Source organism: uncultured Microbacterium sp., from assembly GCF_937927635.1.
Classification (GTDB): domain Bacteria; phylum Actinomycetota; class Actinomycetes; order Actinomycetales; family Microbacteriaceae; genus Microbacterium.
On sequence record NZ_CALBRW010000018.1, the window covers coordinates 1 to 18,610 of the forward strand.

General features: G+C 68.8%; 18 protein-coding genes, 1 tRNA gene and 1 pseudogene. 10 read left to right on the forward strand and 10 right to left on the reverse strand.

All coding sequences use genetic code 11. The annotated features are described in order from the left end of the window. From Q0568_RS08380 to Q0568_RS08390, 3 genes and pseudogenes are all read left to right on the forward strand, one after another. Window positions 1-438, forward strand: a pseudogene (locus Q0568_RS08380) (hypothetical protein); the annotation flags it as partial. 64 nt (window positions 439-502) lie between these two features. Next, the gene (gene trpS / locus Q0568_RS08385; RefSeq protein ID WP_298865302.1) at window positions 503-1,510 is read left to right on the forward strand and encodes a tryptophan--tRNA ligase; all 1,008 of its coding nucleotides are present in this window, start codon (window positions 503-505) and stop codon (window positions 1,508-1,510) included. Window positions 1,511-1,523: 13 nt separating this feature from the next. Next, window positions 1,524-2,069 (forward strand): hypothetical protein, encoded by a 546-nt coding sequence (locus Q0568_RS08390; protein WP_298865304.1) that lies wholly within the window; start codon window positions 1,524-1,526, stop codon window positions 2,067-2,069. Window positions 2,070-2,123: 54 nt separating this feature from the next. Here the strand turns inward: Q0568_RS08390 and pth are convergent, their stop codons facing one another. Next, the gene (gene pth / locus Q0568_RS08395; protein WP_298865307.1) at window positions 2,124-2,705 is read right to left on the reverse strand and encodes an aminoacyl-tRNA hydrolase; all 582 of its coding nucleotides are present in this window, start codon (window positions 2,703-2,705) and stop codon (window positions 2,124-2,126) included. Window positions 2,706-2,792: 87 nt separating this feature from the next. After that, window positions 2,793-3,401: a 50S ribosomal protein L25/general stress protein Ctc gene (locus Q0568_RS08400; protein ID WP_298866009.1), complete on the reverse strand. Its 609-nt coding sequence runs from the start codon at window positions 3,399-3,401 to the stop codon at window positions 2,793-2,795. A gap of 220 nt (window positions 3,402-3,621) precedes the next feature. Between Q0568_RS08400 and Q0568_RS08405 the strand changes: the two genes are divergently transcribed. Both Q0568_RS08405 and gndA read left to right on the forward strand, forming a co-directional pair. Continuing rightward, window positions 3,622-3,744 (forward strand): hypothetical protein, encoded by a 123-nt coding sequence (locus Q0568_RS08405; protein WP_298865309.1) that lies wholly within the window; start codon window positions 3,622-3,624, stop codon window positions 3,742-3,744. A 75-nt stretch (window positions 3,745-3,819) separates the two neighbouring features. Continuing rightward, entirely contained in the window at window positions 3,820-5,268 is a 1,449-nt protein-coding gene (gndA, locus tag Q0568_RS08410; RefSeq protein ID WP_298865311.1) for an NADP-dependent phosphogluconate dehydrogenase, read from the forward strand. Between the two features lie 97 nt (window positions 5,269-5,365). Here gndA and dgoD read toward each other — a convergent pair whose 3' ends face one another. From dgoD to Q0568_RS08430, 4 genes are all read right to left on the reverse strand, one after another. After that, a complete protein-coding gene (gene dgoD / locus Q0568_RS08415) occupies window positions 5,366-6,529 on the reverse strand; it encodes a galactonate dehydratase (RefSeq protein WP_298865314.1) in 1,164 nt (387 codons plus the stop codon). Between the two features lie 2 nt (window positions 6,530-6,531). Then, window positions 6,532-7,413, reverse strand: coding sequence for a carbohydrate ABC transporter permease (locus Q0568_RS08420; protein ID WP_298865317.1), 882 nt, complete (start codon window positions 7,411-7,413; stop codon window positions 6,532-6,534). Continuing rightward, window positions 7,410-8,336: a carbohydrate ABC transporter permease gene (locus tag Q0568_RS08425; protein WP_298865324.1), complete on the reverse strand. Its 927-nt coding sequence runs from the start codon at window positions 8,334-8,336 to the stop codon at window positions 7,410-7,412. Before Q0568_RS08425 ends, Q0568_RS08420 begins: the two co-directional genes overlap by 4 nt. A gap of 62 nt (window positions 8,337-8,398) precedes the next feature. Next, window positions 8,399-9,709, reverse strand: a complete 1,311-nt coding sequence (locus tag Q0568_RS08430; RefSeq protein WP_298865326.1) for a sugar ABC transporter substrate-binding protein — start codon at window positions 9,707-9,709, stop codon at window positions 8,399-8,401. A gap of 134 nt (window positions 9,710-9,843) precedes the next feature. Here Q0568_RS08430 and Q0568_RS08435 point away from each other — a divergent pair, with 134 nt between their 5' ends. The 3 genes from Q0568_RS08435 (at window position 9,844) to Q0568_RS08445 (ending at window position 12,966) form a co-directional block, all read left to right on the forward strand. After that, window positions 9,844-10,629 (forward strand): FCD domain-containing protein, encoded by a 786-nt coding sequence (locus Q0568_RS08435; RefSeq protein ID WP_298865331.1) that lies wholly within the window; start codon window positions 9,844-9,846, stop codon window positions 10,627-10,629. 78 nt (window positions 10,630-10,707) lie between these two features. After that, window positions 10,708-11,436, forward strand: coding sequence for a response regulator transcription factor (locus Q0568_RS08440; protein WP_298865333.1), 729 nt, complete (start codon window positions 10,708-10,710; stop codon window positions 11,434-11,436). A 6-nt stretch (window positions 11,437-11,442) separates the two neighbouring features. Beyond that, window positions 11,443-12,966, forward strand: a complete 1,524-nt coding sequence (locus Q0568_RS08445; RefSeq protein ID WP_298865336.1) for an ATP-binding protein — start codon at window positions 11,443-11,445, stop codon at window positions 12,964-12,966. On the opposite strand, the gene Q0568_RS08450 is transcribed toward Q0568_RS08445, so the two are convergent. The 4 genes from Q0568_RS08450 to Q0568_RS08465 all read right to left on the reverse strand — a co-directional run bounded on the left by Q0568_RS08450 (window position 12,960) and on the right by Q0568_RS08465 (window position 17,078). Then, on the reverse strand, window positions 12,960-14,510 hold the full coding sequence (locus Q0568_RS08450; protein ID WP_298865339.1) for an FAD-dependent oxidoreductase: 1,551 nt from the start codon (window positions 14,508-14,510) through the stop codon (window positions 12,960-12,962). The two genes, Q0568_RS08445 and Q0568_RS08450, sit on opposite strands and share 7 nt — an antisense overlap. A 20-nt stretch (window positions 14,511-14,530) precedes the next feature. Then, entirely contained in the window at window positions 14,531-15,565 is a 1,035-nt protein-coding gene (locus Q0568_RS08455) for a ribose-phosphate diphosphokinase (protein WP_298865342.1), read from the reverse strand. 9 nt (window positions 15,566-15,574) lie between these two features. Beyond that, complete coding sequence (gene glmU, locus Q0568_RS08460; RefSeq protein WP_298865345.1) at window positions 15,575-17,005, reverse strand: bifunctional UDP-N-acetylglucosamine diphosphorylase/glucosamine-1-phosphate N-acetyltransferase GlmU; 1,431 nt, start codon at window positions 17,003-17,005, stop codon at window positions 15,575-15,577. 1 nt (window position 17,006) lies between these two features. Then, window positions 17,007-17,078: transfer RNA gene (locus tag Q0568_RS08465), tRNA-Gln, on the reverse strand. A gap of 82 nt (window positions 17,079-17,160) precedes the next feature. On the opposite strand from Q0568_RS08465, the gene Q0568_RS08470 reads away from it, so the two are divergent. Together Q0568_RS08470 and Q0568_RS08475 are read left to right on the forward strand one after the other, a co-directional pair. Further along, window positions 17,161-17,655, forward strand: coding sequence for a MarR family transcriptional regulator (locus Q0568_RS08470; protein WP_298865347.1), 495 nt, complete (start codon window positions 17,161-17,163; stop codon window positions 17,653-17,655). A gap of 19 nt (window positions 17,656-17,674) precedes the next feature. Continuing rightward, window positions 17,675-18,610: a pseudouridine synthase gene (locus Q0568_RS08475; RefSeq protein ID WP_298865350.1), complete on the forward strand. Its 936-nt coding sequence runs from the start codon at window positions 17,675-17,677 to the stop codon at window positions 18,608-18,610.

The window sequence follows — 18,610 nt, forward strand, 5'->3', positions numbered from 1 at the left end:
GAGCATGAGTCAGGAAGACCGCTGCGGGGCTCCCACCACCATCATCACTGTCAGATCATGAACCTGCGATTCGACGGGTTCCAGAAGCAGTTGGATGCGGCCGAGGACAGGAGCAAGGCCGAATTCCTCATGCTCACCGGTGATATCGCGGACGTGCGCAAGCACCTGGGCCAGGTGGAGGAGCACGTCGGCCTGCTCACGCGGAAGGCCGCCGAGCATGACAAGCGGTTCGACGCGCATGACAAGCGGTTCGACGCGCATGACAAGCGGTTCGACGCGCATGACAAGCGGTTCGACGGGATCGATAGCCGACTCGACGGGATCGATACCCGACTCGACGGGATCGATACCCGACTCGACGGGATCGATACCCGGCTCGATGAACTGACCGCGTTGACCACCCAGATCCGCGATGCCGTGCTGCCCGATCGAGAATGACTCACGCCCAGCCTGATCACCCGCTGCCGCTGAGTCGCTGCCAGCAGCGGCCTAGGATTGAACGGTGACCACGAAACCACGCCTCTACTCAGGAATGCAGCCCTCCGCCGACTCCCTCCAGGCCGGCAACTACATCGGGGCGCTCCTGCAGTGGCGTGAGATGCAGAGCTCGTTCGATGCCTTCTTCTCGGTGGTCGACCTGCACGCCATCACCGTCCCGCAGGACCCGGCCGTATTGCGCGAGAAGACCCGCCGCACCGCCGCGCAGTACATCGCGGCAGGCATCGAGCCGTCGAAGTCCACGCTGTACGTGCAGTCGCATGTGCGCGCGCATGCCGAGCTCGCCTGGATCCTCAGCACCATCACCGGCTTCGGCGAGGCTGGCCGCATGACGCAGTTCAAGGACAAGTCCGCCCGCTACGGCCAGGACTCCACCTCGGTGGGCCTGTTCACCTACCCCGTGCTGATGGCCGCCGACATCCTGCTGTACCAGACCGAGCTCGTGCCGGTCGGTGATGACCAGAAGCAGCACGTCGAACTCACCCGCGACCTCGCGGAGCGCTTCAACAAGCGCTTCGGGAAGACGTTCCAGGTGCCGAAGGCCGTGATCCAGAAGGACACCGCACGCATCTACGATCTGCAGAACCCCACGTCGAAGATGTCCAAGTCCGCCGAGAGCGACGCGGGTGTGCTGTGGCTGCTGGACGACCCGGCGAAGTCGGCGAAGAAGATCATGCGCGCTGTCACCGACACCGAGGGCTCGGTGCACTACGACCGTGAGAACAAGCCCGGCGTCTCCAACTTGCTGGCGATCTACGCGGCTCTCACCGGCCGCCAGGTCGGCGCCATCGAGGACGAGTACGCGGGCCGCGGCTACGGCGATTTCAAGAAGGGCCTCGCCGAGGTCGTCGTGAACGAGTTCGGTCCGGTGCGCGAGCGCGCCAACGAGCTGCTGGACGACCCCGCCGAGCTCGACCGGCTGCTGGCTGCCAACGCCGCGAGGGCCGACGAGGTCGCGGACGTCACCCTCGCCGACGTGTACGACAAGATGGGCCTGCTGCGCCGCGTCTGAGGCGGGAGAGATCATGACCGAGCCGCAGTTCCCCGCACCCGGCGCGCAGCCGCACGGCTCCATCCCGCCGGTGCCGCGAGCGCCCGCTCCCCCGCCCGGCGCGTACGGTGTGCCCGTCGGCGGCTATCAGGCCCCCGTGGGCGGCTATCAGGTGCCGCCGCAGGCGCCGCGACGGGCGCGCACCACCGGGCTGATCGCACTGCTGAGCGCCCTGGTGGCGGCGGTCGTCGCGCCCGTGCTCGCCGGAGTGCTCGGCCTCCAGATCGGCCTGCAGGTGCGTCTGGAGGACATCGCGGACCCCGCGACCGGTGCCGTGTCGCCGGCCGCGCTCTCACCGGTGCGCACGCAGGTGCTGTGGCTGGAGGTCCTGTTCTGGGGTGCCACCGTGATCGGCATCCTCGCTCTGATCCTCGGGATCGTCGCGACAGCCCGCCGGCGGGGCCGCGGCATGGGCGTCTTCGCCATCGTCCTCGCGGCGATCGGACCACTCGGGTTCTTCCTGCTCTTCGGGGTGCTGCTGGGCGTCGGCAACGGCATCGCCTTCACCGGTTCGGCCTGAGCGCCCCTCCCCGAGCTGGGCGCACAGATCCCGAGCTGAGCGGTCAGATCTCGATCAGGCGCGGGAGTGGTGCTTCTGCTGCGCGGCAAGCAGCCCCTCGTCGACGAGCAGCTCCACGGCATCCGCCACGTCGGAGAGGAAGATCGGCAGGGTCTTCTGCTCCGCGGCGCTGAACGTGCCGAGCACCCAGTCGGCGGGATCCTGACGTCCCGGCGGGCGGCCGATGCCGGCCCGCACCCGCGTGAAGTCCGGCGTGGCCAGAGCCCGGGCGATGTCGCGGACGCCGTTGTGCCCGCCGTGCCCGCCACCGGTCTTCAACCGGATGCTGTCAAAGGGAATGTCCAGTTCATCGTGCACCACGACGATGTGATCGGCATCCGTGGAGTAGAACTTCGCCAGCGCCGCCGCCGGAGTGCCCGACACGTTCATGAACGAGTTGAGCTTGGCCAGCACCAGCTTGTCGCCACCGGGACGCAGCCAGGTCTCCACGACGCGCGCTCCGGCCTTGTGCTCGCGGAAGCGCTCACCGCGGCGGTCCGCCAGTTCATCCATCACCATCTGCCCGATGTTGTGACGGGTCGCTGCATAGCGCGGTCCGGGATTCCCCAGCCCGATGATCAGCCAGGTCGATGCCATGCGAGATTCCCCTCCAGGTGCTCAGGATCCGGGTATGCGGGAGGGGACGCGACTCGTCGCGCCCCCTCCCGATAATGCATCAGCGGATCACTCCGCGGCGGCCTCCGCGGCCGGAGCAGCCTCGGCCTCGGCCTCGGCGGACTCCTCGGCCTCCTCGGCGACCGGCGTGGACACGGCGATCAGCAGCAGGTCGGCATCATCCAGCAGCGAGGCGCCCTTGGGCAGGGTCACGTCGCCGGCGGTGATGCGCGCGCCCTCCTCGAGACCCTCGACCGAGACCTGGACGTGCTCGGGGATGTGGGTCGCCTCGACCTCGAGCTTGATGGTGGCGACATCGACCGTGACGATGGTGCCCGAGAACGACTCGCCGGTCACGACGATCGGGACCTCGACGTGGACCTTCTCGCCCTTCTTCACGACCAGCAGGTCGATGTGCTCGATGATCTGGCGCACCGGGTCCTTCTGCACGTCCTTGACGAGGGCCAGCTGGGCCTTGCCCTCGATGTCGAGGTCGAGCAGAGCGTTGGCGCGGCGGATGATCAGCGAGACCTGGTGGCCGGGCAGCGCGACGTGCACGGGGTCGGTGCCGTGACCGTAGAGCACCGCGGGGATCTTGCCCTCGGCGCGCAGGCGGCGCGCGAAGCCCTTGCCGAAGCTGGTGCGGAGGTCGACCTGGACCTTGTTGTCGTCGGACATGATGTTCTCCTTCAGACGTGCGGCGACGGGCCACACGGTGGTCATGGGTTCTCAGCACCTCGAACGCGAGCGCGAGGACGCGAACCACCGGGCTCACATCACCGCGTCGATAACGGATGCGCGCACGCAGGAGCGCATCCCTCGCCGAGGAACTCCTCCATCGTACCCGAAACCCCGATACTCTTGAGACGTCAGTTCTCTCCTCGCAGATCGGAACACCATGGACGCCGCCTTCATCTCGCACATCATCGGCTGGTTCCTCGGCGGCATGTTCGTCCTCGGCTCCGTGCTGTGCTTCGGCGCGCTGTTCTCCCTGGGTCGCGCCACCAACCGTCGGGACTGATCGTCACAAGGCTCTCCGGCGTCTGCTCGCCCGGTACTCTGAACGCATCCTTTCCGCGTCATCGAGGAGTGCACCTTGTCTGAAGCATCTGCCAATATCGGAGTCGTCGGGCTTGCTGTGATGGGGTCGAATCTGGCCCGGAATCTCGCGAGTCGTGAGGGGAACACGGTGGCGGTGTTGAACCGTTCTCGTGCGAAGACGGATGAGCTGGTGGCGGGGTTCCCGGAGGCGGGGTTCGTGCCGGCGTTCTCGTATGAGGAGTTCGCGGCGAGTCTGCAGAGGCCTCGTGCGGCGATCGTCATGGTCAAGGCCGGTGGTCCCACGGATGCGGTGATCGATGAGCTGGTGCGGGTGTTCGAGCCCGGTGACATCATCGTCGACGGCGGCAACGCCTACTTCCCTGACACGATCCGCCGCGAGAAGACGGTGCGCGCCACCGGGATCAACTTCGTGGGCGCGGGGATCTCCGGCGGCGAGGAGGGTGCACTTTTGGGTCCGAGCATCATGCCGGGCGGGTCGGATGAGTCGTGGGTGACGTTGGGCCCGATCCTGGAGTCGATCGCGGCGGTCGCGGAGGGGGAGCCGTGCGTGACGCATATCGGTCATGACGGTGCGGGGCATTTCGTGAAGATGGTGCACAACGGCATCGAGTACGCCGACATGCAGCTGATCGCCGAGGCGTACGACCTGATCCGCCGCGGCACCGGCCGGACTCCCGCGCAGATCGCGGACATCTTCGCCGACTGGAACACCGGGGAGTTGGAGTCGTATCTGATCGAGATCACCGCGGAGGTGCTGCGCCAGACGGACGCGGCGACCGGGCTGCCGCTGGTGGATGTGATCCTGGACCAGGCAGGAGCCAAGGGCACCGGCGCGTGGACCGTGCAGACGGCGCTGGCATTGGGGGTCCCGGTCTCCGGGATCGCGGAGGCCACGTTCGCCCGGTCGCTGTCCTCCCACCCGGAGCAGCGCGCCGCCGCCTCGGGCCTGCCCGGCCCGGCCGAGCCGTTCGCCGTGGCGGACGAGGCGGCGTTCATCGAGGATGTGCGGCTGGCGCTGTATGCGTCGAAGATCGTCGCGTACTCGCAGGGGTTCGATGAGATCCGTGCCGGGGCGGCGGAGTACGACTGGCAGATCGACCTGGGGAAGGTCGCGAAGATCTGGCGCGGCGGGTGCATCATCCGCGCCCAGTTCCTCAACCGCATCGCCGACGCGTACGAGCAGACCCCGGACCTGCCGGTGCTGATGACCGCCCCGTACTTCGCCGAAGCCCTCACCCGCGGCCAGGCCGCCTGGCGGCGGGTGGTCACCGCCGCAGCCCAAGCCGGGATCCCCGCGCCCGCGTTCAGCTCGTCCCTGTCGTACTACGACGGCATCCGCGCCGACCGCCTCCCCGCCGCCCTCGTCCAAGGCCAACGCGACTTCTTCGGCGCACACACCTACAAACGCGTCGACCGGCCCGGCACCTTCCACACCCTCTGGTCCGGCGACCGCACCGAAATCGAAGCCGAAGACACCCACTGACACCACCCCGACAGGCTCAGCGACCCGACTTCCCGGGTCACTGAGCCCGTCGAAACGCCGCCCGACGGCGCTCAGAGCCGCTGGGTCACTGGGTCCGTCACCACTCCGCGAGGGAGCCGTCGGCGTGGCGCCAGATCGGGTTCTGCCAGGTCTTCCAGCGACGCGCGGCATCGCGCACGGCCGACTCATCGATCTCGATGCCGAGGCCGGGCCCCGTGAGGCGCTCGAAGCAGCCGTCCACGAACTTCAGCGGCTCGGTGTCCATCACGTAGTCGAGCACCTCGGCGCCCTTGTTGTAATGGATTCCGATCGACTGCTCCTGGATCAGGTGATTGGGCGTCGTGAACGCGACCTGCAGGCAGGCGGCGAGCGCGATCGGTCCCAGCGGGCAGTGCGGGGCGATCATCGCGTCGTGCGCCTCGGCCAGTGCGGCGATGCGGCGGACCTCGCTGATGCCGCCGGCGTGCGACAGGTCCGGCTGCACGATCGCAACGCCGGCGCGCAGCACCGGCAGGAACTCCTGCCGCGAGTACAGCCGCTCCCCCGTCGCGATCGGGATGCTCGTGGTGTCGACCATCCGCTCGATCACATGCGTGTTCTCGGGGACCACCGGCTCCTCGAGGAAGAAAGGATGCAGCGGCTCCAGCAGCGGCGCCAGCCGGCGGGCGGTGGCGAGGGTGAAGCGGCCGTGCAGGTCGACGGCGACGTCTCGATCGGGCCCGAGTACCTCGCGCGCGCTGGCGACACGGGCGACGACGCCGTCGAGCTCGGCGACCGAGCCGTTGCGGCTCATCCGCCCCGAGGCGTTCATCTTCACCGCGGTGAGGCCCACCTCGACCTGCGCCGAGATGTGATCCGCCACCTGGGACGGGTCATCGCCGCCGACCCAGCCGTAGGCGCGGATACGATCGCGCACGGCGCCACCGAGCAGCTCGTGCACGGGAACGCCTGCTCGTCTGCCCGCAAGATCCCAGAGCGCCTGGTCGATTCCGGACACCGCGCTGGAGAGCACGGGCCCCCCGCGGTAGAACTGCGACTTGGTGAGGACCTGCCAGTGGTCCTCGATGCGCATCGGGTCCTTGCCGACCAGGTAGCCGGCGAACTGCTCGACGGCCGCGGCGACGACATCCGCGTACCCCTCCAGCGACGCCTCACCCCATCCGACCAGCCCGTCGGAGGTCTCGATCCGCACGAACAGCCAGCGCGGCGCCACCGGCAGCGCCTCCACGCGCGCGATGGTGATCCTTCCCTCATCAGGCACGGTCATCCCTTCGTCGCCCCCGCTGTGAGTCCCGAGACGATGTAGCGCTGCGTGAACAGGGCGATGAGCATGATCGGGGTGGTCACGACGACGGATGCCGCCATCAGCGCTCCCCAGTCGATGGACGCGTAGCCGATGAAGTCGAAGATCGCCACAGGCAGTGTCTTGGTGGACTGCCCGGCCAGCACCAGCGCGAACATGAAGTTGTTCCACGAGAAGATGAACGACAGGATCGTCGCGGTGGCGATGCCCGGCACCGACAGCGGCATCGTGATGCGGAAGAACGCGCCGATCGCGGTGAGTCCGTCGACCTGCGCGGACTCCTCGAGCTCCTCCGGCATCTGGTCGAAGAACGACATCATGATGTAGAGGATCAGCGGCAGCGACACGAACATGTGCGACAGGATCAGCGGCAGGTAGCCGCCGGTCATCTTCAGCTGGGCGAAGATGAAGTACCACGGCACGAGCAGGCTGACCCCGGGGATGATGCGCGCGAGGAGCACGACCATCGCGGAGCGGCCCATCATGAATCTGCTCATCGCGTACGCGGCGGGGACGGCCAGCACCATGGACAGCCCGGTGGCCATGAACGCGACGAAGAACGAGTTCCAGATGTAGACGAGGTAGTTGCCGCGCAGCGGGTCGAACACCGTGCCGTAGTTCTCCAGCGTCGGCGTGAAGATGAACGCCTGGCTCGAGTCGTAGATCTGCACGTTGAGCTTGAAGCTCGCCAGCACCATCCACACGATGGGCCCGAGGAACGCCAGCACGATGACGGCCAGTCCGATGAAGCGGCCGGCGGTTCCCCAGCGAAACCTCCGTCGGCGGCGAGCGGGTGTCGGACGGGGCGTGACGGCGGGGCGCGTCGCGGTGAGGGAGGTCATGACTCCTTGCCCTTTCTCTGCATCTGCAGCACCCAGATCACCGCGAGGATGATGAGGAAGAAGAGGATCAGCACGGCCGAGGCCAGCCCGTACTCGTTGTAGTCGAAGCTCAGCCCGTACGCGTAGACGTTGAGCGTCTCGACGTCGTGCGAGGAGCCGCCGCCCTTGCCCTTCGTCGCGTACAGGATGTCGAACGTCTTCAGCGCGTCGATCCCGCGCAGCAGCACGGCGGCGATGATCACCGGCCGCATGAGCGGCACGGTCACGTACCAGAACCGCTGCCACGCGTTGGCGCCGTCCACGCGCGCCGCCTCCTGCGGCTCCTCGGACAGGCCGGTCAGGCCCGCGAGCAGGATCAGCGCGACCATCGGCGTCCACTGCCAGATGTCGACGAAGATCAGGGTCGGCAGCGACGTGGCCGGATCAGCGAGCCAGGGCTGAGCGGGGATGCCGAACCAGGAGAGCATCTCGTTGACGAACCCGATGTTCGGCTCGAACAGCAGTCGCCACATCATGCCGACGGCGACCGGCGTCGCCACCAGCGGCAGCAGCACGATGGTGCGGACGACGCCCTGACCGCGGAACGGCTTCCACAGCAGCAGTGCGATGACCATGCCGAGGACGAGCTCGAAGAACAGCGCGCCGGCGGTGAAGTACATGGTGCGGCCCACGGACGGCCAGAAGCGTTCGGTGTCAGTGAGGGCGGAGAGGTAGTTCTCGAACCCGGCGAAGTCGAACTTCCTGCGCACCGACCGCCGCGCGTCGGTGAGGCTGAGGAACAGCGTCCAGCCGAGCGGAATCGCCAGCAGTAGCAGGGTGAAGACCATGGATGGCCCGGCGAAGAGCCACTTGCGGTGCCTGTCGGCCCAGCGGCTGAAGCGCTCGCGCGACGACAGTGCGGTGGCCGTCTCAGATGCGGTCATGTTGCGTCCTGAGGGGTTGGGTCCGCACCGCCCCGTCGCAGACGGGGCGGTGCGGAGGATGGTCACTCGGAGTCGGTCTTGAGGAACTCGCCGAAGGACTTGTCGGCGGCGTCCACCGCGGCCGACACGTCGCCACCGGCGATCGCGACGACGATCGGGTCGCCGACGATCTCCCGTGCCTGTGCGACCTGGAACACCAGCGGGCGGTCCTGGCCGACGCCGTTGGCGCCGTTCTCCTTGATGGCCTCGACCAGCTCGGCCGGGTAGCCCGAGGTGCCCTTCGGGTCGCTCCACACCGACGTGCGGGCCCCGGAGACGCCCAGCTCGGACATCTTCAGCGTCGTCTGCTTGGACGTCGCCCACTTGATGAACTGCCACGCCGCGTCCTTGTGCGTCGAGGACTCGTTCATGCCCAGCGCCCAGGAGGCCACGTTGTACGGCTTGGAGCCGTCGGGGCCGGCCGGGAAGGTCGCGAACCCGACGCTGTCGGAGACGGTGGACTGCGTGGGATCGGTCATGTTCTTGTAGAGGCTGTCAGCATCGGCGATGAACGCGGCCTTGCCCTGCTGGAACACCGCGAACGCCTCGGGCCAGCTCATCTCGGGGTTGACGGTGGCCGACGTGTTGTCGCGGATCAGCTTGCCGTAGTACTCGTACGCGGCGCGAGCCTCGTCGCTGCCGATGGCCGAGCTGCCGTCCTTGGCGATCCACTGTCCGCCGAAGCTGTACAGGAAGGCGCTGAACTGCGTGACCGCCGCGGCCTTGCCCGTGCGCCCGATGTACCCGGCGACATCCGGGTTCTGCTCGTGGATCTTCGCCGCGGCCGCCTGCAGTTCATCCAGCGTCTTGGGGACCTCGAGACCGGCCTTCTCCAGCAGGTCCTTGCGGTAGTACAGCACGGTGCGCTCGGTGATCAGCGGCACGCCGACGATTTCGCCGTCATAGGTGGTGAGGTCGGCGGGTCCCTTCTGGAAGTCGGACCAGTCCCACTCCTTGTCGCCCTTGGCGAGATCGGTGAGGTCGGCGAGGTAGCCGTTGTCCGCGAAGAGCTTGCCCTCCTGCAGCGGCCGGTACATCATCACGTCGATCTCGTCGGTGCCGGCATTGAGCTTGACGTTGTACTGGTCGGAGAGCTGGTCCTCGGCGAGCTGGGTGATCTCCACCTTCGCGCCGGTCTCCTTCTCGAACTCGGGGATCAGCCCCTTGATCGACTCCGTCCAGACATGGTTGGCAAGGGTGACGCGAATGGTCGTTCCCTTGATCGAGGCGCTGTCCTTCACCTCAGGCGTGGAACTGCAGCTGGCCAGCCCACCGGCGACCACTGCGATGCTTGCCGCCGCGACGACGCGGACGAGCGTGGATCCGTACTTCACTGTGACTCCATCCTGAACCGCGCATCCTCGTCGCGGCCTCCGTGAGACGCATCGTTACGTCTGCTCAATGACGAATCTAGATCGAATAAATATGACATATCAACCTTCGTTGCAAAAAAGATATGCTCATGCACATGGCGTCCCCACATATCGGCATCGCGGCCGGCGATCTGCGCAATCTCGTGCTCGACACGCTCGGCCGCGAGATCTGTGCCGGCACGACGAAGGCGGGTGCGACCTTCACCACGGAGTCGCTCGAAGAGCGCTTCCAGGTGTCACGCTCCGTGGTGCGTGAGGCACTGCATGCGCTCGAGTCCATGGGACTGGTGGTCTCCAAGCGACGCATCGGCGTGCGCGTGCAGCCGTCCACGCAGTGGAACGTCTACGACCTGCAGATCATCCGCTGGCGTCTGGCAGGCCCCGACAGAGCCGCCCAGCTGCGCTCCCTGACCGAGCTGCGCGCCGCGATCGAGCCCGCTGCCGCGCGCCTCGCTGCGCACCGGGCGCCGTTGAGCGGCGCCAGCGACCTGGTCGGACTCGCCGGTCGGCTGTGGGCCGCCGGCCGCGAGGGCGACTCCACCGCCTTCCTGCAGCTGGACATGCAGTTCCATGCGCTGGTCCTGGACATGGGCGGCAATGAGATGTTCTCCACGCTGCACGACCTCGTGGACGAAGTGCTGTCCGGCCGCACCCAGTACGGCCTGATGCCCCGATTCCCCGCCCCCGAGGCCCTGCAGCTGCACGTCGACACCGCGACGGCGATCCAGGCCGGGAACGCCGATGCCGCTGCGGCGGCCATGGTCGCCATCATGGATCGCACGCTGGACGAGATGGGCTCGATCTGGGCCCTCGAGGGAGCAGATCCCGCGCAGACGCCGCCCACCGCGCTCACGCACAGACTCTCCACAGACGCCCACTAGGCACCGGCAGATCCTGCTCACAGCATCCCCATAGCGTCGGCTATGGATTCTCGATGACAGCACGTGCACAATGAGTGCATGACTCACGAGCACCCCGATCTGCGCCGTCCGGACGGCTCTCCGCTGCGGATCCTCGCTGTGGACGATGAGCAGATGCTGACCGACCTGCTGGCCATGGCCCTGCGCATGGAGGGCTGGGAGGTGCGCACCGCCGGCTCGGGTCTGGAGGCGCTGCAGGTCGCGCGCGACTTCGAACCGGATGCCCTGGTACTGGACGTCATGATGCCGGATCTGGACGGCGTGGGCGTGCTGCGCCGGCTCCGCGAGGCCGGCAACCTCGTGCCGGTCGTGTTCCTCACCGCCAAGGACTCGGTCGGCGACCGCATCGCAGGGCTCACCGCCGGCGGCGACGACTACGTGACGAAGCCGTTCAGCCTGGAAGAGGTCATCGCCCGGCTGCGTGCGGTGATCCGCCGCTCCGGGCAGGGGCGCGTGGACGACGAGCAGTCGATCCTGCGCGTCGCGGACCTGTCGCTGAACGAGGACAGCCACGAGGTCATGCGCGGCGACGACGAGATCGAGCTGACCGCCACCGAGTTCGAGCTGCTGCGGTTCCTGATGCGCAACGAGCGCCGCGTGCTGTCCAAGGCGCAGATCCTCGACCGGGTGTGGAGCTACGACTTCGGCGGCAAGTCCTCGGTCGTGGAGCTGTACATCTCGTACCTGCGCAAGAAGATCGATGCCGGCCGCACCCCGCTGCTGCACACCGTGCGGGGCGTCGGCTACATGATCAAGTCCCCGCAGTAGTCGCTCATGTCCGCTCGTCCGCTGAGCCTGCAGGCACGGCTGATGGCCGCCGTTATCGGGTTCGTCTCGCTGATCCTGGTGATCGTCGCCATCATCACCAGCGCCACGCTCGGCACATCGCTCGAGCAGAGGCTGACCGAGCAGCTCGGCAGCTACGCCGCGTCGACCACGAAGTGGGTGGCGAACGCCGAGCCGGCCGCGGCGCTGACCGGAACCCAGCTGGCCGAGCGCGCCCTGCAGGGCCAGCGCGTCCCTCCGGGCCTGCTGCTGGCCGTGTTCCCCCCGGGACAATCGGGCTCCGGGGTGACGATCACCTCCTCCGGGCAGGCGCCGACCCTCACCTCGGGCGACCTGTTCGAACTGACCGAGGCGCTGCGCGAGAGCCGGGTCGCGACGGTCTCGCTGCCGTCGGGCGGTTCGTACCTCGCCACCGTCACGCAGACGCCCAGCGGCACGATCGTCGTCACCGGGCTGTCCCGCTCCGAGGTGCTGGGCACGCTGGGATCGCTGTTCACGGTGATCGCATTGGCGACCCTGGGCGGACTGCTGCTGCTGGCGCTGACCACGGCGCTGACCATCAGCATGGGCCTGCGGCCCCTGCGCGCCGTCGCCGCCACCGCCACGCGCGTGGCCGGGCAGCCGCTGGATCGAGGCGAGGTCAGCATCACCGAGCGCGTGCCGGACTTCGAGGCCGATCCGCGCACGGAGGTGGGCCGGGTGGGCGTGGCTCTGAACACGCTGCTGGACCACGTCGACTCCTCGCTGGCGGCCCGCCAGCGCAATGAGGAGCGGATGCGGAGATTCGTGGCGGATGCCAGTCACGAGCTGCGCACGCCGCTGGCCTCGATCCGCGGCTACTCCGAACTGTCGCTGAAAGCGCTCGCGCAGGTGCAGGATCCCGACCACAGGGCCCGGACGCTGGAGAGCACCACCACCGCGATGGAGCGCATCCAGGCGCAGTCCCTGCGGATGACCAGGCTCGTCGAGGACCTGCTGCTGCTGGCGCGCCTGGACGAGGGCCGGGAGCTGCAGCGGTCGGACGTGGACCTCACTCAGCTGGCCGTGGAGGCGCTCACCGACGCGCAGCCGACGGCGCTGGATCACGACTGGGAGCTGGAGGTTCCGGGCGACCCCGTCATGCTCTCGGGAGACGCGGGTCGGCTGCACGAGGTGCTGGCGAACCTGCTGGCCAATGCCCGGACGCACACGCCCGCCGGCACCACCATCACGCTCTCGCTCCACACCACGGGGGACTCCGCCGTGCTGCGCGTGCACGACGACGGACCGGGCATCGATCCCGAGGTGCGCGACGAGCTGTTCGCGCGCTTCGCCCGTGGTGACGTGTCGCGGGCCCGGAAGACCGGCGGCACGGGTCTGGGCCTCGCCATCGCGAAGGCCATCGTCGAGGGCCACGGCGGCACGATCCGCGCGGACAGCACCCCCGGTGACACGACCTTCACCGTGACGCTGCCGCTGGCGGCTCCGGAGGCCGCCTCGCCTGCGGCTGCTGAGCAGAAGCCTGCTCAGTAGCCGGCGAATGCGTCGGTGGTGAGGCTGCGGGCCTTGGCCAGCGCGGGCGCCAGGTCGGCGATCAGCCGTGGCGGGCCCGAGATGAACGCGTGCCGGGCGGCGATGTCGGGCACCACGCGCTCCAGGCCCGCAGCATCCAGTCGCACGCCCTGCGCCCACGCCCAGTTCGCGCCGAGCTCCTTCGGCTCATCGCGGGTGAAGACCACGGCGCGCACGCCGGTGGCCTCCAGCTCGTCGCGGTAGGCCAGTTCGGACGCCTCGGATGCCACGTACACCAGCACCACGTCGCGCTCGCGTCCCAGGGCCCGCAGCTGACGCAGTTGCGAGACGAACGGCGTCACGCCGATGCCTGCGGCGACCATGAGCACGGGCGCGCCGCCGCGCGGCAGGACGAAGTCACCCCAGGTGCCGGTGACTGCCAGCACGGCGCCCGGCTCGGCGGCGGCCAGTGCGCGCTTGTAGCTGGAGGGATGCTTCTGATCGCCGTTCTTGTACGCGATGCGGAGCGTGGGCAGGTCGGCGGGCGCGGAGACGATGCTGAACTCGCGGCGCGTGCCCCTGGCATCCGGATGCCGATGCGGCACCTCCAGCTCGAGGTACTGGCCGGGCAGGAACCCGAGCCGTCCTCGGGTGCGGAAGGTGAGCTCCTGCGCGGTGGGCGTCACCATCCGGCGGCCCTGCAGGATCAGGCGCACCGAGCCGCGGACGGCGAAGGCGAACGCCAGCACGTTGCCGATCAGCAGCGCGCGCTCCGCGCCGAGCGTGACCGTGCCGCCCAGCGGGATCGGCCAGCCCGCCAGCACGCCGACCAGCGCCGCGACGCTGAACTGCTGCCACCGGCGCGGCGGAAGCGTGAGCGGCTCGGAGAGCATGAACGCTCCGAGGAACAGGTACGGGGTCTGCGTGAGCGCGAACAGCACGGCATCCGCCGTCGAGAACCCGTCGCCGAGCTGCGCGAGCTGCACGGCCTGCCGCACCACGCCGACGGCGACGACGATCACCAGGAACACCAGCACCAGGCGGATCTTCTCGGTGCGCCACAGCACCAGCAGGCCCAGCACGGCGACGGCCACGGAGAGCGCCGGGGTGCCCACCCACCAGGACGAGAAGGTGCCCAGCCCCAGCACCGTGACCACGGTGGCTCCGAAGGCGGCGGGGTTGAAGATGTGCCGCCCCTGCCAGGCCAGCAGGTACTTCGACAGGCTGGCCGCCGCACCCGCGGCGGCGATGCCTCCGAGCCCTGCGATCGTGACGGAGGGCTGCAGCACGAACAGCAGGATGAGGGCGGTCAGCAGCGAGGACTCCAACCGCCACGGCAGCCGCAGGATGCGCTGCGCGGCGGCATCCACCGCGCTGATCACCACCGCGAGCACCGCGAAGGATGCCAGGATCTCCCCCGCGCCGGGAGCCACCAGCCCCGTGAACGAGAAGCCCAGTGCCAGCAGCGCCAGCGCCACCAGCGTGTAGAACACCATCCGATACATCGAGATGGCGCCCAGCACGGCCAGCACGCGCTGGCGCAGCGCGGTGAGGGAGGCGATCACAGCGAGTCGAGCACCACCCGTCAGGCTGCGCCGTTGAACATGCTGGTGACGGAGCCGTCCTCGAAGACCTGCTTGATGGCGCGCGCCAGCAGCGGGGCGATCGGGAGGATGATCAGTTCGGGCCAGCAGCGCTCGGGCGCCAGCGGGATCGTGTCGGTGACGACCACCTGGTCGATGGCCTCGTCCTGCAGGCGCTGCGATGCCGGCTCGCTGAAGATGGCGTGCGTGGCCGCCACGATCACCTTGCGGGCGCCGTTGGCCTTCAGCGCCTGGGCGGCCTTGACGATGGTGCCGCCGGTGTCGATCATGTCGTCCACGAGCAGGCAGGTGCGGTCGTTCACCGTGCCGACGATCTCGTGCACGGAGACCTGGTTGGCCACCTTCGGGTCGCGGCGCTTGTGGATGATGGCCAGCGGGGCGCCCAGGCTGTCGGACCAGGTGTCGGCCACGCGCACGCGGCCCATGTCCGGGGAGACGATCGTGAGGTGCTCGCGGTCGTCGGGGGTCAGAGTCTCCTCGAAGTGCTTCAGCAGCACGGGCTTGGCGAAGAGGTGGTCGACGGGTCCGTCGAAGAAGCCCTGGATCTGCGCTGCGTGCAGGTCGACGCTCATCACGCGATCGGCGCCGGCCACTTTGAGCATGTCGGCGACCAGGCGGGCGCTGATCGGCTCGCGGCCGCGGCCCTTCTTGTCCTGACGCGAGTACGGGTAGTACGGGGCGACGACGGTGATGCGCTTGGCGGATGCGCGCTTGGCGGCATCCAGCATGATCAGCGTCTCCATCAGCCACTCGTTCACGGGTTCGCCGAACGACTGCACGATGAACAGGTCGCAGCCGCGGATGGAGACCTCGAAGCGCGCGTAGATCTCACCGGATGCGAAGGTGCGGTGCTCGACGGGAGCCATCTCCTGGCCGAGGGCCGCGGCCACGGCCGCCGTCAGCTCGGGATGCGAACGACCTCCGGCGACGACCAGCCGCTTCTTGGTCTTGGCGATCAGTCCGGGGGCGACCCCGTTCTCCCGATCCAGTGCCACTGTTTTGTGCTTGTGCCCCATTCGAGCCGCCTATTCCGCCGATCGTTCCCGTGCGGCAGCATCCGCCGCACCGGTTCCTGCCCTGTTCTTCTGGACCCACCCCTCGATGTTGCGCTGAGGGGCGACGCTCATGGCCAGCGAGCCGGCGGGGACGTCCTTGCGGACGACGGCGCCTGCACCGGTCTTCGCACCTGCTCCCAGCCTAACGGGAGCGACGAGCACCGTGTGCGAGCCGGTATGCACCTCATCCCCGATCTCGGTGCGGTGCTTGTTGACGTCGTCGTAGTTGGCCGTGATGGTGCTGGCGCCCAGGTTCACGTGCCTGCCGATGGTGGCATCCCCGACGTAGGAGAGGTGCGGGACCTTGCTCCCCTCGCCGATCTCGGCGTTCTTCGTCTCCACATAGGCGCCGATCTTGCCGTCCTCACCCAGCACCGTGCCCGGTCGCAGGTACGAGAACGGACCGACGGTGGCACGCGCGCCGATCACGGCGAGGTTGGCATCGGTGCGCTTGACCGTGGCATCCTCGCCGACCTCGGTGTCCACCAGAGTGGTGTCGGGGCCGATGGTGGCGCCTGTGGCGATCACGCAGGCGTGCAGGATCTGCGTGTTCGGCAGGATCGTCACGTCCGGGGCGAGCGTGGCGTCGTCGTCGATCCACGTGGTCGCGGGGTCGACCACGGTGACGCCCTCGCGCTGCCAGTGCCACACGATGCGCTGGTTGAGCACCCGGCCGGCCTCGGCCAGCTGCGCGCGGTCGTTGACGCCGAACGTGGAGGCCACATCGGCCGCGAGCTCGGCGGCGACAGGCTCGGATGCGCCGCGGAGCAGACCGATCATGTCGGTGAGGTACATCTCGCCCTGGGCATTGTTCTGATCGATGCGCCCCAGGTGGGCACGCAGCGCGGATGCGCGGAACACGTACACGCCCGCGTTGATCTCGGTGACGGCCGCCTCCTCGGCGGTGGCGTCCTTCTGCTCGACGATGCGCTCCACGCCGCCGTCGGCGCCGCGGATGACACGGCCGTAGCCGGTGGGGTCGTCCAGGTGGGCGCTGAGCAGCGTCGCGGCTGCGGATGCCGCGCGGTGCCGGGCCAGCAGCGACTGCAGGGTCTCCGGCTGCAGCAGCGGCACGTCGCCGGAGAGCACCAGCACGTCGCCGTCGAAGTCGGCGGGCAGCGCCTCCATCCCGACCTGCACGGCGCGGCCGGTGCCGGGGATCTCGTCCTGATCGACGACGTCGGCGTCCGGGTAGCGGTCGGCGAGCAGGGCTGCGACCTGATCGCGCTCGTGCCGCACGATCACCTCGGTGTGCGTCGCACCGAGCGCCGCAGCCGTGGTCAGCACATGGCCGACCAGCGTGCGCCCGCCGATGCGGTGCAGCACCTTGGGCAGGCGCGAGCGCATGCGAGTGCCCTGCCCTGCGGCCAGGACGATGATGGCGAGTTCATTCTCCGACATGCTCCGCCGCCAGGACTCGAACCTGGACTTAACAGCTCCAAAGGCTGTCGTGCTGCCATTACACCACGGCGGACCGCGGATCGCGCCGCGCGCGTTCCGCGTGACAAGTCTGCCATGCCGCGTGCGCCGCCCCCTGCGTGCGCGATGATGGAGGGATGAGCGAGGTGGACGAGGTCGATCGGATCGTCAGTGCGTGGAACACGCAGCGACCCGACCTGGACTTCTCCCCTCTCGAGGTGCTCTCGCGCATGGACCGCCTCTCGCGCCAGCTCGACCGCGCCCGCCGCGAGGTGTTCCACCGCAGCGACATCGAGCCCTGGGAGTGGGACGTGCTCTCGGCGCTGCGCCGCGCGGGCGCACCGTTCCGGCTCTCCCCCAAGCAGCTGCTGCAGCAGACCCTGGTCTCCAGCGGCACCATGACCAACCGCATCGATCGGCTCGTGGGCCGCCGATTCGTGCGTCGCGAGGCCGACCCCGACGACGGGCGCAGCATCCTGGTCATCCTCACCGACGACGGGAGGGTGCGGGCGGATGCCGCGATCACCCGCCTGGTGGATGCCGAAGCCGAGCTGCTGCAGGCTCTCCCCCGCACGGACCGCGACCGGCTGGCAGGCCTCCTGCGCAAGCTCAGCCTGAGCTTCGACGCGTGAGCGGGCGCCCCTGATGGCGATGGCATCGCCCCTGCCGGTGCGCGACGGCGTCGGCGCCACGCGCCTGCACGTGCCCCTGGAGGGCCCTTGGGCGACCATCGGCGCCTACATGGCCGAGCGGTTCTTCCACCTGGATCCGGAGCGGCTGCTGACGCGCTTCGACCGCGGTGAGATCGTCGCCCGCGACGGCTCGCCGCTGACCAGGGAGACGCCGCTGGGCGCGCACGAGTTCATCTGGTATTACCGTGAGCCGCCCGTGGAGCGCGAGATCCCGTTCCCGATCGAGGTGCTGCACCAGGACCGCGACCTGGTGATCGTGGACAAGCCGCACTTCCTGCCGACCACCCCGGGCGGCAAGTACCTGCAGAACTCCGCCCTGGTGCGGCTGCGCAACCTGCTGGACAACCCCGAGCTCACGCCCATCCACCGGCTGGATCGCGCCACGGCGGGCCTGCTGATGTTCTCCACGCGTCCCGCGACCCGCGGCGCCTACCAGCTGCTGTTCGAGAGGCGCCGGGTCGAGAAGGTGTACGAGGCCGTCTCCCCGCTGCCTGCGGACTGGGATCCGGCATCCCCCGCCCTGGGCGGGCAGCCGTTCCCGATCGTCTTCCGCAACCACATCGAGAAGCTCCGAGCGCACGTGTGCGTGCGGGTGGATGCGGATCGCGAGCCGAACTCCGAGACGCTCATCGAGCTGCGCGGGTTCGACGATCGGGTGCTGCACACCACGCTGCGCCCGCACTCCGGGAAGATGCACCAGCTGCGCGTGCACCTGGCGGCGCTGGGCGCGGGCATCCTGCACGACACGTTCTATCCGGAGCTGCTGCCGGAGGCACCGGACGACTTCTCCAAGCCCCTGCAGCTGCTGGCCCGCGAGCTGAGGTTCACCGACCCGCTCACGGGCGAGCAGCGCGAGTTCGTCACCCGGCGCACGCTGCAGGAGGCCCCGCACTGA